At 37.6% G+C, this 16,917-nt stretch carries 14 protein-coding genes; 9 read left to right on the top strand and 5 right to left on the bottom strand.

Annotated features, from left to right (window positions below):
* Window positions 1-582 precede the first annotated feature (582 nt).
* From QA584_RS18975 to QA584_RS18960, 4 genes are all read left to right on the top strand, one after another.
* Complete coding sequence (locus QA584_RS18975; RefSeq protein ID WP_278270673.1) at window positions 583-1,752, top strand: YibE/F family protein; 1,170 nt, start codon at window positions 583-585, stop codon at window positions 1,750-1,752.
* 269 nt (window positions 1,753-2,021) lie between these two features.
* Entirely contained in the window at window positions 2,022-2,720 is a 699-nt protein-coding gene (locus tag QA584_RS18970; protein WP_278270672.1) for a response regulator transcription factor, read from the top strand.
* Window positions 2,717-4,129 (top strand): sensor histidine kinase, encoded by a 1,413-nt coding sequence (locus QA584_RS18965; RefSeq protein ID WP_278270671.1) that lies wholly within the window; start codon window positions 2,717-2,719, stop codon window positions 4,127-4,129. Before QA584_RS18970 ends, QA584_RS18965 begins: the two co-directional genes overlap by 4 nt.
* Before the next feature lie 104 nt (window positions 4,130-4,233).
* Window positions 4,234-5,010, top strand: a complete 777-nt coding sequence (locus QA584_RS18960; RefSeq protein WP_278270670.1) for a hypothetical protein — start codon at window positions 4,234-4,236, stop codon at window positions 5,008-5,010.
* 522 nt (window positions 5,011-5,532) lie between these two features.
* On the opposite strand, the gene QA584_RS18955 is transcribed toward QA584_RS18960, so the two are convergent.
* The 3 genes from QA584_RS18955 to QA584_RS18945 all read right to left on the bottom strand — a co-directional run bounded on the left by QA584_RS18955 (window position 5,533) and on the right by QA584_RS18945 (window position 7,501).
* Entirely contained in the window at window positions 5,533-6,054 is a 522-nt protein-coding gene (locus QA584_RS18955; RefSeq protein WP_278270669.1) for a nitroreductase family protein, read from the bottom strand.
* 152 nt (window positions 6,055-6,206) lie between these two features.
* Window positions 6,207-6,848, bottom strand: a complete 642-nt coding sequence (locus QA584_RS18950) for a ThuA domain-containing protein (RefSeq protein ID WP_278270668.1) — start codon at window positions 6,846-6,848, stop codon at window positions 6,207-6,209.
* A gap of 62 nt (window positions 6,849-6,910) precedes the next feature.
* On the bottom strand, window positions 6,911-7,501 hold the full coding sequence (locus tag QA584_RS18945) for a TetR/AcrR family transcriptional regulator (protein WP_278270667.1): 591 nt from the start codon (window positions 7,499-7,501) through the stop codon (window positions 6,911-6,913).
* 461 nt (window positions 7,502-7,962) lie between these two features.
* Between QA584_RS18945 and QA584_RS18940 the strand changes: the two genes are divergently transcribed.
* The 3 genes from QA584_RS18940 (at window position 7,963) to QA584_RS18930 (ending at window position 12,831) form a co-directional block, all read left to right on the top strand.
* The gene (locus tag QA584_RS18940; protein ID WP_278270666.1) at window positions 7,963-8,664 is read left to right on the top strand and encodes an ABC transporter ATP-binding protein; all 702 of its coding nucleotides are present in this window, start codon (window positions 7,963-7,965) and stop codon (window positions 8,662-8,664) included.
* Between the two features lie 5 nt (window positions 8,665-8,669).
* On the top strand, window positions 8,670-11,714 hold the full coding sequence (locus QA584_RS18935; protein WP_278270665.1) for an FtsX-like permease family protein: 3,045 nt from the start codon (window positions 8,670-8,672) through the stop codon (window positions 11,712-11,714).
* Between the two features lie 106 nt (window positions 11,715-11,820).
* A complete protein-coding gene (locus tag QA584_RS18930; protein ID WP_278270664.1) occupies window positions 11,821-12,831 on the top strand; it encodes a CgeB family protein in 1,011 nt (336 codons plus the stop codon).
* A 204-nt stretch (window positions 12,832-13,035) separates the two neighbouring features.
* Here QA584_RS18930 and QA584_RS18925 read toward each other — a convergent pair whose 3' ends face one another.
* Window positions 13,036-13,935: a LysR family transcriptional regulator gene (locus QA584_RS18925; protein ID WP_278270663.1), complete on the bottom strand. Its 900-nt coding sequence runs from the start codon at window positions 13,933-13,935 to the stop codon at window positions 13,036-13,038.
* Window positions 13,936-14,079: 144 nt separating this feature from the next.
* Here QA584_RS18925 and QA584_RS18920 point away from each other — a divergent pair, with 144 nt between their 5' ends.
* Window positions 14,080-15,021: a DMT family transporter gene (locus tag QA584_RS18920; RefSeq protein WP_278270662.1), complete on the top strand. Its 942-nt coding sequence runs from the start codon at window positions 14,080-14,082 to the stop codon at window positions 15,019-15,021.
* A gap of 214 nt (window positions 15,022-15,235) precedes the next feature.
* On the opposite strand, the gene QA584_RS18915 is transcribed toward QA584_RS18920, so the two are convergent.
* The gene (locus QA584_RS18915; protein ID WP_278270661.1) at window positions 15,236-15,397 is read right to left on the bottom strand and encodes a hypothetical protein; all 162 of its coding nucleotides are present in this window, start codon (window positions 15,395-15,397) and stop codon (window positions 15,236-15,238) included.
* Between the two features lie 294 nt (window positions 15,398-15,691).
* Here QA584_RS18915 and QA584_RS18910 point away from each other — a divergent pair, with 294 nt between their 5' ends.
* Complete coding sequence (locus QA584_RS18910; protein ID WP_278270660.1) at window positions 15,692-16,873, top strand: PucR family transcriptional regulator; 1,182 nt, start codon at window positions 15,692-15,694, stop codon at window positions 16,871-16,873.
* The last annotated feature ends 44 nt before the right edge of the window (window positions 16,874-16,917 follow it).

Genomic DNA, 16,917 nt, shown 5'->3' with positions numbered 1-16,917 from the left:
AGTCAAAAAAATATGCTTACCTGAACATGGAAAGAGATGTGCAAAGAGAACGTGATTTGCAGTCTCTTTCCTGATTCGGTAGGAATTGTTTTTTATTTTACAAGGAAAGTTCGCTGAGCTTTCCTGTAAAATTAAAACACGACCTGCAGGATGCGATGCGCATGACGCTTAATAGGAAGGTGTCACTGATGTGACAGCGCGTCAGTGCTAGAGTCTGGCGAAAAACACTTGATAAAATCAGCCCTAAAGCTAAATTGAAAGCATGATTATGCTATGTTTCATAAGCGCTTTATTCTGAGTCTGATCATTCACTTATGACTTTTTCAGGTGGTTTAGACTCAAAATGCACACTGTTTGACGAGCATAGCGAGGAGTTTGTGCTTTTTGGGTCTTGCTTTACCACCTGAAAAAATCATTAGTGAATTCCAGGCTCAGAATCTTAAGCTTATGAAACATAGCATAATCAATGCTTTCTTAATCACCTTCCTTGCTGATTTTATCAAGTATACCAAGATAAAAATAACTGCGAAGTTTTGAATAATAAAGTTATGAATTAATTCGGTAACCAGAGAGGAATACTTTATGAAAAAGAACCTGAAGTTAAAAATTTTAACAGTACTGATCATGCTGATTCTTTTTGTCGGAGCAGTTGTAGTTTTAAACCGGCCGGATCCAAATGATGTGCTGTCTTCTGCTCAAAAAAGGATGTTTGCAGTTGCAAAGGTCACAGATGTATTAAGTGATAACGCAGCACCGGATGACTGGACGGAGGGAAGACGTATTGGTGAGCAGAATTTAGAGGTTACCGTACTTACCGGCAAGCATAAAGGCGCAGTACTGGAGGCTGTTAATTATGTAAATGCCTACTTTAATGTGGATGCAAAGTTTGGAACCCGGGTTATTGTAAGGCTGGATTATAATGATGCCGGAGAGCTGTATGTAGTGTCCATACCAAGTTATGACCGAAGCAGTGTACTGATGATAGCTTTGGCTGCTTTTGCTGTATTTATGATTATAGTCGGTGGGAAACAGGGGGCGAGGGCTTTATTCGGACTGGTGTTTACCCTGCTAAATCTTTGGCTTATTTTAATTCCTTTGGTTCTAAAAGGTGTTTCTCCGGTTTTAGCCACTATTCTGATTGCAGCCTATACCAGTGCCGGAGCATTACTTATGCTGACCGGATATACGAAAAAGACTCTTTGTGCCTTCTTAGGCTGTGTCGGCGGAGTTTTAGCTGCCGGTTTATTTGCCTGGATTATTACGAGGTTGACACCGATTAATGGCTTTAATATGTCGGAGGCAGAGGAACTGGTAATCCGTGCCTCGGATTCACCAATGAAAATCAGCGGTTTGTTAGTAAGCGGTATCCTTTTGTCCGCTCTTGGTGCATTAATGGATACTTCTATGTCCATTGTTTCTGCACTCCATGAGGTCTATGAGCAGAATCCCTCCATATCAAGAAAGCAGATTTTCCGCTCCGGCATGAATATCGGCCGGGATGCCATGGGAACCATGGCCAATACCTTGATACTGGCCTTTGTCGGATCAGCGTTTAATCTTTTAATATTATTCCAAATCTATGAGTATCCGTTAATCCAAATATTAAACAGTGATATGATAGTCATAGAAATCTTACAGGGAATAGCAGGTTCGGTTGGGATTATTACTACTACGCCATTAGTTTCTGCTCTGTGCGCTGTGATTTTTCAACTAAAGCAGAAAGAAAAAGTAAGTAGAAAGAAAAGTAAGTAGAATGAAGCAATAATGCATAAGGGTTATTAGAAATATGTTAATATTTTAAATATCCTTCGTTGATTTGACGAAATCGAAACTATTAATAAGTGTTTCGATTTCTTTTTTTATACATTACTTAAAGACATACAGTACCATGTAGATATTTTATACGCTTTTTAGAGATATTAAGAAAATAATAATAATTACTTGAAGCTGGCAGGTAGTATGATACAATAATAAATAAAAATGCGAACCATAGCTTATTACTATAAATGGGAGGACTTTCAGTGAAAAAAATTCTTGTAATTGACGATGAAATTGCAATCAGAGACCTGGTTGAACTGGTGCTTAAGAGAGAAAATTATGAGGTGAAGACTGCTGAAAACGGTACGGTCGGACTTAGGGAGATAACTGCGTTTAAGCCTGATTTGGTACTGCTGGATTTAATGTTGCCGGATTATTCGGGCTATGATCTTTGCAGGGAAATTGTAAATAAGTCCACGATACCTGTTATTATGCTGTCTGCAAAGAATGAAACCATAGATAAGGTGTTAGGACTGGAACTTGGGGCAGAAGATTATATGACGAAACCATTTGATAATAGAGAACTCCTTGCCAGGGTTAAAGTAGTTTTACGCAGATATGATTCCGGTGATCCGGCTAAAAATGATGAAATGGAGCCGATACAGTATAAAGAGCTGGAAATTAATTTTGAAACCAAGCGGGTTTTAAAGGCCGGAAAACAGATTTCCCTCACGGCAAAAGAATTTAAAATCCTTGAAACCCTTTCAAAAAGACCTCTAAAGATTTTTACCAGGGAGGAACTTCTTGAAATCATATGGGGATATGATTTCCTCGGTGACAGCCGCAGTGTTGACATGACCATTATGCGACTTAGAAAGAAATTAGAGGAGGATACGGAAAACCCTAGATATGTAAGGACCATCTACGGCTTTGGATATCAGTTTGGAGGTGGCACGGATTGAAGTATGCAACCAGGCTTTTAGTAACCTATCTGTTTTTCTCCATACTGTCCTTTTCCATCATTATTATTTCAGTTAATAAAGCGATTGATTACTACAGCTTTGTTACAATAGAAAAGCAAATGATAGAAAAAGCAGATATTAGTGAGCTGTCATTTAGAGAAATACTGACAAGGTATGAAACGGAAACCGAAAAGGTAAAGCCGGATGAATTAGCACAAGCTGTTCTTGAGGTTTTAAAAGCCTCCGGCGTGGAAGTCAGAATCTATGATAGTAACTCGAAGCTAATCGGTTCGGCTAAGAACGGCATAATCGTTAATAATGGTTCTCCAAAGATTTATAAAGGGAATATAAAAAATGCTTTAAAGGGAAATTATTCTTATCTGGTCACGGATAATAAATTAATATATTTTGCAATTCCGGTTCAAGATAAATACTATCAAAATGTTTACGTATTTGAGATTGTCGAAAACATATCTTATTATTATGATATTATGCATAAGGTAAGAACTGTTTTATTAACCGGAGCCGGCGGATTTATAGTGCTCATTACTCTTTCAAGCTTATATATTGCCAGAAAGACAACAAAACCAATAAAATATCTTTTAGGCGCAACCGAAAAATTCTCAAAACAACAGTTTGAACCGGTTAAATTAAACCGGAAAGATGAACTGGGAATGCTTGCGGAGGGACTGAATCAGATGGGTATAAAATTAAACAGCTATATCCAGTATCAAAAACAGTTTGTCTCCAATGTATCCCATGAACTGAAAACTCCCTTAGCTGCTATCCGGGGCTTTTCCCAATATTTGAATGAAGGGGATAATGAAGACAAGGAATTAAAAAAGATATATTCCCATTTGCTGCATGAATCAGACCGTCTTACAAAGCTTATAGATGAGTTGTTAATTCTGTCAAGATTTGATAAAGCCTCCGATTTAAAAACGGAAAAGGAAGATTTATCGGAATTAACTTATAAGGTTGTTAGGTCCTTGCAGCCCAAGGCAGATATGGGAGAGCTTATAATAGAAACAGATTTAAGAAGCGGGGTAATGGCAGAGGTAAATCCTGTATTGATGACACATGCTGTTTCGAATATTTTAGATAATGCTATAAAATACTCGAATACCGGGGGACATATCCGTGTAGAGGCATATATCAAAGAAGAGATTGACCACAGTTTAAATATGGCTGTTATAAAAATAAGGGATCAAGGAATTGGAATTCATCAAGATGAACTTGCCTTGGTACAGGAGCGCTTTTACAGGGCAGGGAATTCGATTACTACGAAGGGGTCAGGTCTTGGGTTATCCCTTTGCAAAGAAATTATAGAAAAATTTAATGGCAGATTAAACCTAGAAAGCGAATTTGGAGTTGGAACTACGGTGACGATTCTGCTCCCTCTCGCATAATGTTACAAGAATGATACCAGTTTGTTATTACTCTAATAAAAGATATAGTTATAATGACATTGTAACTTAAATAAACCAAATTAAATATTAATGGAGGAATAGCAATGAAAATAGTTAAAAAGATAGTAACAGTAAGTATGCTTTTAATCGTAAGCGGAATGGTTTTAACAGGCTGTGGAAAGAACAGTGTTAAATCCCCGGATAACACAACAACCGAGACAACTGACAATAAGCCTGGTAATACATCCGACAATACATCAGACAATACGTCTGACGATACAGCTGATAATACGTCTGAGGAGACAAAGACCGATACCACGACTGATACATCAAATGATAATTCGAAAGAGGATACAGCGGAGGATTCAGAAGAGGTTATAAAAGAAGGTACAGTTGTAAAGGACGGGAATGTTGTTTTAAAACAACTGGCATTTTTGTATAAGGAAAATACCATAGCCATATCAGATATTGTGGATGATAAAAAACTCGAGAGTTTGCTTGGAAAACCAGAGAAAATAAAGACTCATACCTATTCTCCCGATGATGGATTAAATATGGATCCCTTAAATGGTAAGACAGAAAAAGAATATCAGTATAAAGGGCTTGTTATTAAAACCATTGATGGGGCAGAGGATAATCAATCTTTTATCTTTAGTATTGAAATTACAGACAAAAATTACCCTACAGTAAGAAATATAAAAGTCGGAGACAGCTATGATAAGCTGAAAGAAGCATATCCGGAAGGAAATTTAACCGGCGGTGAATTGACTAACGAAGAGGATGATTTCCGATATGAACCGGTTAATTATGTGGATGCAATGAGCTTTCATATCAAAGATAAAAAAGTCGAAAGCATTAACATATTTACATTGTTAGATTAAATTGAGTGGTTAGAGTAAATTATGTGTTACTTGAAGAATAAGTATCAGGTTATACAAAGATAAAGACTTATGTTCTTTAAAAGGATAAGAGCTGGAAGCTGCTGCAAAGTATTATTAAATGCAGCAGCTTTTTCCATGAAGTATGCAAACTATTAACATTAAGGAAGCACGGCAGTGTTAAGGCAGTAAGACAGTGTTAAGGCAGAATGACAGTGTTTAAGGCAGAATGACAGTGTTAAGGCAGCAGACAGTGTTAAGGCAGAATGACAGTGTTTAAGGCAGAATGACAGTGTTTAAGGCAGAATGACAGTGTTAAGGCAGCATGATAGTGTTAGGGCAGTATGGCGGTGCTAGGGCAGTATGGCTTATGAAAGAATAATAGTGTCGAACTATCACATGTTTAAGTAAGTACGACTTGGGTTAGGGGTATGATTATGCTATAGTAATATTCCTGCGGTGAGAATATCACTTGCTTCAATTTTACATTAGGTGTAAAAATATCAGGAATGAAGATGGAACAACTTAGAATTTATTGTAATGAATCTTCTGATATTGCAATTCACTTTCTTTATAAGGCTTTTTGTCTTCAGCAGGATAACCTATGGCTAGTATGCATTCCACGCTGTACTGCTCAGGGATTTCAAGGATTTTACTAATAAATTCTTCTGCTTTTTCCTGTTCGGTATGAAATCTTTCTCTTACCTGTATCCAGCAGGAACCAAGACCCAGATCCTGTGCTGTCAATTGGATAAAAGCGGCTGCTATGGACGCATCCTCAACCCAAACATCACTTAAAGCCCGGTCTGCTATTACTACAATTGCCAAAGGAGCATCTGCCAGAAACTTTGGTCCTGGTTCTCTGCATAATGAGAGCTGTTTCAGCAGTTCTAAATCCGTAACTGCAATAAACTGCCAGGGTCTTATTGCCCTTGAGGATGGGGATAATAGAGCGCTTTTTAAAAGTATATCCAATTTCTCTTTTTCCACTTCCTGGTTTTTAAATCTTCTGATGCTTCTTCTGGATTTTATAGTATGAAATAACATAAATATCCCTCCTGGAATTAGATTATTATTTTAATGGAATTATGTACTGAGTATATTACTGGTCAACAATCATTACATTTAATAAAGTTTCAAAAGACTGGACACTTAATAGACAACGCTTTTTTTATGTATTCCAATGACTCGATTAAATGTTATCCGATACACCAGTCTATTGCATTACAAAGCAGTTTTTGAAATGCTTCGTGTTGCCATACATCAAGGGTATGACCGGGAGTTAAAACACATAAGCGTCCCTTGCCTATATTTCTTGTGTATCCACCTATTTGTTCACCGCCGGTTTCAGAATAAGTCCTGCAAAACACATCGGCATCCGAAGCGATCACTTGAATATTATAATGTTCATCCCGTATGCTGAAATCTTCAATGCACGCTGTAATTGAATGGGCAGAGGTCATTTTGACATCAACCTTGCAGCGAGGCGGATGACCTACAAAATAATTGCCTGTAAAATTACAGTAAGGCTCCCCCTCTTTTGCTGTATTACCAGAATGCAGGGAAAGGAAACCACCGCCGTTTCTTACATAATCTTCAAACTCCTTCGGGCAGACCTCCGTAACATTTTCTTCAAACCAGGGGGCAGTGTTAGAAGCGTTTACCACATTACTCTTACTGCAGATGATGACCGGGAATTTTGCAATGCTCTCCGGGGTAAGAATATCTTTGGCGGTTTTAATAACCGTAAAGTTATAACGTGATTCCAACGGCTTTATGCCAAGCTCAATTACTTCGGCCGGGTGCCAGTGGTCGTCGCAAAGTAATAATACATCAATCATTTCAAATCTCCTTTCATCCGTATTCTTTTATAACCAGTATTTATTTAACCATTTGTATTATATTAAGTTATAGGCTCAGAACTGATAAAGGAGGACCGCCCTTTAAAAGCCGTCTTTAAAATCAATTCAGCGATTTCTTTTGCTGTTTTTTTCATTCCGTTTTTCAGCCACATCTGAATGACGCCAACCGCGCCGCTTGCCAGAAAATAAAATACATATTCGGCATCTTCTTCATTTAAAGATTCATTACCCAGTATGGGGATGAAATGCTTCCAACCGATAATTCGTATGACTTCCTGATAAAACTTGATATCTCCGTTGGAATTTAATAAAAGGTCAAAGAGCTCGGCGTTTTCTTCAATATAGATAAGGATTTTCTCCGTTATTTCAATTGGAATAATTGTCTCGTCTTTAAAATCGCAGCCTTCCAAACAATGTATTACATCGTTGATTACTTCATCTTCAATTTGCTGCAGTAAATCATACTGATCCAAATAATGAGCATAAAAAGTAGCGCGATTAATATCCGCATCGTCACAAAGTTCTTTTACTGAAATTTTAGTAATCGGTTTCTGTTTAAGAAATTTAATTAAACTGTTACGAATGACCATCTTGGTATACTTCACACGTCTGTCGACCTTCTTTGGTTCCATATCTCGTTCCCTTCTGGAATATATAAAATTTTCGTAAATTCGCAACACTTTATTAAAATCTGTTGAGAAGCTGACATTTTTTAAATATCTGTTTGTTGTATTTATTCTACATTGTCAATATAATATACCCGTGTATAATTGTCAACACAATGTTTAATAAAACTGTAAATGGCAGAATTAAACACGAATTAGAATTGCAATTAAAACAGTAATTATAGCAGTAATTATAACACGAATTAGAATTGCAATTAAAACAGCAATTAAAACAGCAATTAAAACAGCAATTAAAACAGCAATTAAAACAGCAATTAAAACAGTAATTAAAACAGTAATTAAAACAGTAATTAAGGAGTAATTAAGGAGTAATTAGAGCAGCAAGTAAAGCAGCGGTAAATTAAATTGGTATTAAACAGTAACGGAACAAGGCATAAACAAGGATTACTAAAATGGAGGCATAAGAGATGGAACAAATAGTATTTGAAAACATTAGGAAAGAATATAAAATAGGCGATGTAAAGATTACAGCGGTTGACGGCTGTTCTTTTACGATAGAGAAAGGGGAACTGGTGGTCATACTCGGTCCGTCAGGAGCTGGGAAGACTACCGTATTAAATCTTCTTGGAGGAATGGACAGTCCAACCAGTGGGAATATATTAGTAGACGGAAAAGCTGTCCATAAATACAGTAAAAAGGAACTTGTTAATTACAGGCGTAAGGATATCGGTTTCGTATTCCAGTTTTATAACCTTATGGCGAATTTATCCGCCCTGGAAAATGTGGAGCTTGCCTGCCAGATCTGTCCCGACTCGCTTGACCCAAAAGTTATCTTAAACCAGGTTGGGTTATCAGAGCGTATGGGAAACTTTCCCTCCCAGTTATCTGGTGGAGAACAGCAGCGTGTAGCGATAGCCAGAGCAATTGCTAAAAATCCCAAGCTGCTATTATGTGATGAACCAACTGGTGCTCTGGACAGTGTAACCGGACAACGCATCATTGAACTGTTACAAAAGAATTGCAGAGAAATGGGGATGACGACCATCTTAATTACACATAATGCCGTAATTGCAGATATCGCCGATAAAGTCATCAAAATCAAAAACGGCACAGTAAGCGATATTATTGTAAATGACAGTCCTAAAAAAGCAGAAGAGATTGTGTGGTGATTCCTATGTTATATAAAAATACGTTAATTAAAATAAAGAGATCCTTTGGCAGATATCTGTCCCTGTTTATTATGGTATTGGTAGGTGTCGGATTTTTTGCAGGGATACAAGAAAGTGCGCCGGATATGTCGGCGGTTGCAGATAAATATTATAAAGAACATAATTTATTGGATTTTAAAATCGTTAGTTCCATGGGTTTAACCGAGGAGGATGTTACTGCCCTTAAGGGACTTAGTAATGTAAGTGAAGTCATTCCAAGTTATTCCCTGAATGTGTTAGCCAAGGATAAAACGATCCGTGTCCATGCTTTAGAAGATAAGGTCAATACCCTTAAACTGGTGGATGGCAGGATGCCGGAAGCAGAGAATGAGTGTATTGCAGATAGTAAATCCTACAAGCCAGGGGACAAAATTACAATCACAGATGATGTAAGTGATAAACTTAAATTAAAGGAATACACCGTGGTCGGAACAGCAGAATCCGTATTATATCTGGCCGATGACTATGGCAGCACCACCAATGGAGACGGAAAACTTTCCTCCTTTATTTTTATTAATAAGAATAACTTTATTATAGATGCCTATACCGAAATCTATTTAATTGCAAAAGGAACCAAAGATACCGTAACCTATTCCTCGGCTTATGATACAGCGGCAGCAAGGCTTAAAGATGAACTGATTCCTCTAAAATCAGACAGAGAAACTGCAAGATATCAGGAAATTTACGATAAAGCGGATAAGGAAATCAGTAAAAATCAGACAAAGCTAAATGAGGAAAAGGCAAAGGGAGAGAAAAAGTTAAGCGATGCAAAAAAAGAACTGGATACCAATGCAAAGAAATTAGAAGACGGAAAAGCAGAACTTACTGAAAATGAAGAAAAATTACAGAAAAGCACGGATAAGCAAAACAAAGAATTTGACACTGCAAAAGCTCAGATAAAGGATGGATGGGATCAAATTAATTCAGCCCTGACCCAAAACGGAATAAAAAGAGCAGAACTGGACTCAAAAATAAGTGAATTGAAAGCTGCCCTGGATGGAATGAAGCTACAGCTTTTGCAGCTCCCAAAAGACAGCACAGAATACGTAAAGTTATCCGAAACCATAAAGCAATATACAGTATCTTACCAGGGACTGGTAAAACTGAAAACTTCGATAGATACTTTATCAGCCCAAGAAGCCAAATTGAACCAGGGAATTGATACCTTTCAAGCAGAAATACAAAAAGCAAAGCAGGAGATTGAAAAAGGTAAAAAGGATATAGCAAAAAATGAAAAGAAATTAAAGGACGGATATGACGAATATAATGAAAACCTGGAAAAATTCAATAAAGAGATAACAGATGGTCAGAAAAAAATTGATGATGCCAGAAAAGATCTTTCAGAAATTGAAAAACCTCAGTGGTATATTCTTGACCGGGATGCTGCCGTAGGTTACAGTTCTTTAAAATCTGATATTAATGTAGTCACTTCGGTAGCCGCAGTCTTTCCCTTCTTTTTTATACTGCTTGGAATGCTTATGACCTCTAATTCCATGACCAGGTTAATCGCAGAAGAACGTGGTGAACTAGGTACCTTAACCTCCCTGGGTTATAAAGACCATAGTATTGTAGCCACTTATTTGTTTTATATTCTGTCTGCCACGGTACTTGGAACCGCAGCCGGATTTTATCTAGGATGCCGGGTAATTCCTCCGCTTATTTATTCCACCTTCCAATATATACTGCCGCCTATAATCATCAGGTATAATCTGGTTACCTTTGCCTTAATTCTTATTGTAACTGCAGTTCTTATGATTGGATTGACGGTATTTACCTGTAATAAGGAATTAAAACAAAAGCCTGCGGTTTTAATGCGCCCGGTTCCCCTGCCAAGTGGACAAACCATATTATTGGAAAGAATCCGCCCCTTGTGGAACCACCTTTCTTTCACCTGGAAGGTTACTATAAGAAATATGTTCCGTTACAAAAAAAGAGCATTCATGACCATTGTCGGAGTGGCTGGCTGTACCGCCCTTTTGCTGGTAGGCTTTGGTTTGAGGGATAGTATGCGGGGCATTGCACAAAAGCAGTACGGTGATATACTCCGTTACAGCAATATGATTATCTTAAAAGATGAAGTGAAGACCATAGACGGCGAGTTTAAGAATGTCTTAACAAAAGAAAACATAAAAGAACCCTTATTATTAAGACAGTCTGCCTTTAAAAGCAGCGGAAGGAATAAATCCTTAGACACCTATTTAATAGTACCTGAGAATAAAGATGTATTTTATAAGTATTTTAATTTAACAAGTGATACGGATGGAGCAACTTTATCCTTAGAAGATAATGGTGTGATAGTCACCGAAAAACTTGCAGAGATCTTAAAAGCCGGAAAAGGGGATACCATTACCATAAAAGATACGGATAATAATGAATATTCTTTGACCGTAAGCAGTGTGGCTAAAAACTATACCTCTAATTATATTTACCTGAGCAATGAGCTGTACCGTAAGATTTTTAATGAGGCTCCAGCCTATAATGCCATTGCAGCAAATCATGATTCAACGGATAATAATACCCTTGCAAAGCACCTTATTGACAGCGGTTATGTGATGAATGTAATATTTACCAGTGATGTCCTTAAGAAAGTCCTTGACAGTAATGACAGCTTAAACAGTATCATTATCCTGATTGTGGTGGTGGCATCCCTTTTGGCAATTATCGTTTTATATAACCTGACCTCCATTAATATAAGCGAGCGGACCAGGGAAATTGCCACACTTAAAGTCCTGGGATTTACAGATAAAGAAGCAAACGGTTATATTTACCGGGAAGCCTTGATCCTGACTTTGATCAGCATCGGAATCGGTCTGATTTTAGGAATGATTCTTCACCGCTTTGTTTTGGGGGTTCTGGAAGGCGATGAAATGGTGCTGTCCAAAAAGATCGAAGTATTAAGCTTTATTCTGGCTTGCGGGCTGACGATGGCATTTTCGGTAATTATGCAGTTTGTTACTTATGTTAAATTAAAAACCATTGATATGATTGAATCACTTAAGTCAGTGGAATAAGATACCAAAATTTACGAAAACCAGGAAAGAAAATTAATATCTGCTTATACTTTAACTTCCTTACTGCATATATTGTTATTGCATAAGTCAAAGAGGTGAGGTTACTATGTATAAAATACTGGTGTGTGTATTTTTCCCCGACTTGTATAATGAGATGCAGCAAGGGTTCAGGGAAGCAGGATGTGAAGTAAGGGAACTATTAATAGGAGAAGAGTATATTAAAAAATATGATTTAGTTAAGTTAAAATTATTAAGTACAATTGATGAATTCAGACCGGATTTTGTGTGTTCCTTTGGTTGGTGGAAGGATCTGATTGACATAAATGATTTTATTGATGTCATAAAAAGTAAAGGCCTTTTCCACATATGGTGGTCGTCTGATGATCCTGTTTGCTGTGGTCAGGTTTCCCTTCCTGCCGCAAAGAAATCGGATTTGGTATTTACGCCGGTAGATTATCTGGTACCAGAGTATGCGAAATTCGGAGTGAAGGCATTTTTGCTGCCAAATGCCTGTTCTTCAAGGTATACGAAAGTATCTCCTAAAGCAGAGTACAAAAATGATCTGGTATTAGTGGGAAATAACTACAGTTTCAGACATGTCGACGAGGAATCAAAAAATAGTATCTTATATAAGTTTAGAGTAGACGGTACTTATCAGATGTTGCAGCCCCTGGTAGATAATCAGAAGAATCTTAAGGTATGGGGAAAATGGTGGACGGACTTTGACCGGGCATTTTTACTTCCGGTTCCTTTATACGGCGGTGAACTAAAGAAAGAAGAAATCCCATACGTATATGCTTCTTCAAAGATTGCCTTAGGTATCCAGCAGGTGGCAACCTCTAAAACATATGTATCTACCAGAACTTATGAAGTATTAGGCTGTGGAGCATTCCATCTTACCCAGTTCTCCTGCGGTATTGATTATTACTTTAAAAAAGGTGTGCATCTGGATTGGTCCAATTCAAAGGAAGAGACTCTGGAGCTTGTGGATTACTATTTGGCACACGATGATATCAGAGAGAAGATAGCTCTTAACGGTAAACGGGAAGTAGATGAAAAACACAGACTTGTACATCGGGCAAAGTCGGTACTAGATACCATTGCACAGTATATCTAGGAGAAAAAAAGCAGGTTCTAGTAGATGGTAACCCTTTGGGTTCCAATACCGAAGGTTATGTAGTGTTACGACACAATGAAGCGTTACGACACCTGAAGCTTAGCTAGGAAACGATAATAGGAGTTGTTGCATAATTAGCAGCGAGTGAAACCAGGGTAATATACTACCAGGTCATTATCTCTGCAAATATGTAACAGCTCCAAATTATGTAACAGAAAAAACTTTTTCTTCCTGCCTGCTTCGAAACGGCAGATAATCCAAAAACCGTTTGACAGCAAGGGAAGCAGATTTCTGATCTTTCATTGCAAGACCTATGTTGCGGTAAGCAGGTACATCCAGTTCTTTTACCACAATGTGGTAGGGAATACGCTGCAAAATAAGTTCCGGTAAGATGCTGATACCTAAACCACTTTCTACCATAGACATAATGGCATAATCATCCCAGGTCGTAAAACGTATTTTTGGTATAACCTTATAATCCTTAAATATCTCAGAAACTTCTGTCCTTGATCCCTTTTCTAAAAGGATAAAAGGATCCTCGCATAAGGCGTTGACAGGAAAACGGTCATAAGCAGCCAGAGGATGGTCTGTCGGAAGAATCACAAGTAATTTATCTTTCTTAAGTGAAATTGTTTCTAATTCAGGCAAGGTAGGAAGAATAAGGAAGCCACAGTCTACCCGGCCTTCTAAAATCCAGTTTTCAATCTCTGTGTAATCTCCAAGCAATAGCTCATAGTTGATACCTGGATAACTTTTCTGAAACTCTTTGATAATACCTGGTAGCCAGTGGGTTGCTACACTGGAAAAGGTACCGATTCGTATTAATCCCGATTTAAGTCCGTGCAAGTCATCAATCTGCATCTGTAAATGCTGATATTCTGCACATACATTCTTTATGACCGGCAGCAGATTAAGCCCGTCAGAAGTCAGACGTACCCCCATACGGTTTCGTTCTAAAAGAGGGATGCCCCATTCAGCCTCTAAATCACTTATCATTCTGCTGATACCTGACTGGGAATAGTTCAGGTTTTCAGCAGCTTTTGTGAAACTGCCGTACTCAACAGTCTTTAAAAAAGCCAGGTACTTTTGGATATTCATATCCATAGGAAAGTCGTCTCCTTGCATCTGAAAATGTCATGCGATTCATGATAATTATTCGCTTTTGTAATAACAAGTGTAATGATATACTAATCCTGCACAAAAATCAAGTATGCAAAAAGTCCGACAGGAGAGTTCAAAACAAATAAAATGAAAAAAGCATATATTAAGTACATAGCATCCTTGCTGCTCTTTGGTTCCAATGGGATTGTTGCCAGTTATATCCCTCTTGACAGTCAGAGCATCGTATTATTAAGGACATTAATCGGCAGTTTATTCCTGATTACAATTTTCATTCTTTCGGGGCGAAAGTTTAAATGTTATAAAAGCAAAAAAGAATTCGGATACCTGGCTGCCTCCGGTGCTGCCTTAGGTGCAGGCTGGATTTTCTTATATGAAGCTTATAACCGCATCGGTGTCAGCCTTGCAACTCTGGCCTACTATTGCGGACCGGTTATTGTAATGGTTCTTGCTCCTGTTATATTCCATGAAAAGCTTTCAAAGGTTAAATTATATGGTTTACTTTCCGTTTTGTTTGGGATGTTTTTGGTTAACAGCAGGGTACTGCTAGAAGGTGCTTTATCCTGGGGGCTGATATGTGGCATTTTAGCCGCTGTTATGTATGCTTTTATGGTGATTTTCAGTAAAAAAGCATCGGGCATTGAAGGAATGGTAAATCCAATGTGCCAGCTTACTGCCAGCTTTCTCACGGTAGGTCTTTATATTATAATAAAGCAAAAACCAGATATTGCTATAACTGACGGAAGTTTGGTGCCAATCTTGATTTTAGGGATTGTTAATACCGGAATTGGCTGCTATTTGTACTTTTCGGCAATCCAGCAGCTGCCCGCTCAGTCAGTGGTAATCTGCGGGTATTTAGAGCCGTTTTCAGCCTTGTTTTTTTCCGCTCTTTTGTTAAAGGAAAGGATGTCTGTGTTACAATTAATCGGAGCTGCATTGATTCTTTTTGGGGCAGCATTTGGTGAATGTTATAACCCCAATCTGTTCAGACAGCTGTTAAAGCATAAAAATGCGTTACTGGCTAACATCATTCATAATACACGGAACAAATTAAAGAATGGAACTGTATAACTGGATAAAGGTTATTTTATATAAAAAATAAAGCCCAGGGTAACTGAACTATTAATTTCCGTTACCCTGGGTATTTTTAAGCAAATGGTAAGCATGAATAAGACTGTTGCAAAATTCAAAGTACAATTATCATGCTAAATTAAGATTCTGTAAACTTACAATTTTGCAACAGTCCCATTGACTATGGTCCATTCTATTGATTTGGAATACTATTTTATTTTTTTCTTTGAAAAAATCTTGGTCTGCTGTGTTTTGCAACCATATACTGGTAAAAGTTCTCGCAGTTTTCATATCTTTCAGAAGTTACCCAGCTTACAGGTGCTTTTGTATTATATTTTATTAAATCTAAGTATAAATTTGTGCTGCCAATATACATAATAATCGCCTCCTTATTAATCGTTCTAATCCGTTTTCTGTTCTTTTGTTTGATTTAATTATACGTAAAATTTGACAATTTGTATATGATCTGATAATCTGAATATAAAGGTAAAATCTGTATTAAAAATACAAAACATATGTTCCTGCTAAGCTTTGATAATTTAGAGTAGGCAGTTAAAAACAATAGAATATATATGAAAATCAGTTCAAAATATAGATGGAAAACATAATCAATATTTACCTAGATGTTGAAGACAGAGCAGATACATTATAGAGAAAAGGAGATGGCAGTATGGCAGTACGTTTTTGGGAATTGTATGAAGAGACAAAAGACCAGTTCCGACTAAAAATTATTGCGGGCAAAGCCGGTATGGATACGGTGGTAAGCTGGGTACATATGCTGGAAGATGAAATGATTGTATCCAGATTCCATGGAGAAGAATTGGCGATAACCACAGGTATGAAAGCGGTTAAGCCCGGCTGGCTGCTAAAACTGGTTCAGAAAATGGCGGAAGATGATTGTGCAGGGATAATCCTTAATACCGGTATGTATTTGGAAAGCATTCCGGAGGAAGTGGTTGTCTGGTGCGAGACCCATAACTTTCCCCTTCTTGAAATGCCCTGGGAATTCTCCATCACCGAACTGATACAGGCTTATTGTATGAGGATTATTGATCAGCAGCAGTTTGAAAAAAAGATCGGAAATGCTTTTCGGGATGTGATACAAGGACGAGTCTCGGAAGAGAATATTAAGCAGGTTTTAGGAGAGCGGTATGATATAGAAGGATCCTTCAAAGTCTTTTGCATATGTGTTAAAAAGACTATGGAGGATGAACTTAACTATAACCAGGCTGTAATAAAACTTGAAAACTTATTCGGTTTATGGAAAGGAAATGACAAAATCAATGCTTCCTACGGGCTTATCCGAATGGAGGACTTTCTGGTATTGATTCTGAATAACAGAAAGGAAAAACAGTATAGGGAACTGCCAAACCAGATCGTACAAAGCTTTTCTTATTTTGCCAGGGAGAAGCGGTTTTATTTAGGCATCGGACCGGATATAAGCTATATAGAAAATCTTTCTGCCAGTTATAAAAAAGCCAGGACGGCTATGAAGATGTCTATGGGAACAGGGAGAGCAATTATTGATTTTGAGGAAATGGGTTTCTTTAAAATACTATTTTCAGTAGAAGACACGGATATTCTTACAAGTTATGCAGAGGAAATGATAGGACCTTTGGAGGCCTACGATGCAGCCCATGGTTCCAGTTATATGAATACCTTAAGGAGCTATATCAAGAATGATCGCAGTCTGATACGTGTTGCTGAGGATACCTATACCCATAGAAATACAGTGAATTACCGCATTCAAAACATTAAAAAGATATTGAACTGTGAGTTAAGTGATGTAGAGGAATTATTTCCCTTTCAGGTCGCTTTTTATATACGGGATATGTCTAAAAAGAACGTTTAGAAACCGGTTTTCTGAAAAAATACACCTAAAAACCTTAACGGATA

This window comes from Anaerocolumna sp. AGMB13025 (genome assembly GCF_029689925.1).
In the GTDB taxonomy this organism is placed as follows: Bacteria; Bacillota; Clostridia; order Lachnospirales; family Lachnospiraceae; genus Anaerocolumna.
This window is presented reverse-complemented; position numbering and strand designations above follow the sequence as displayed.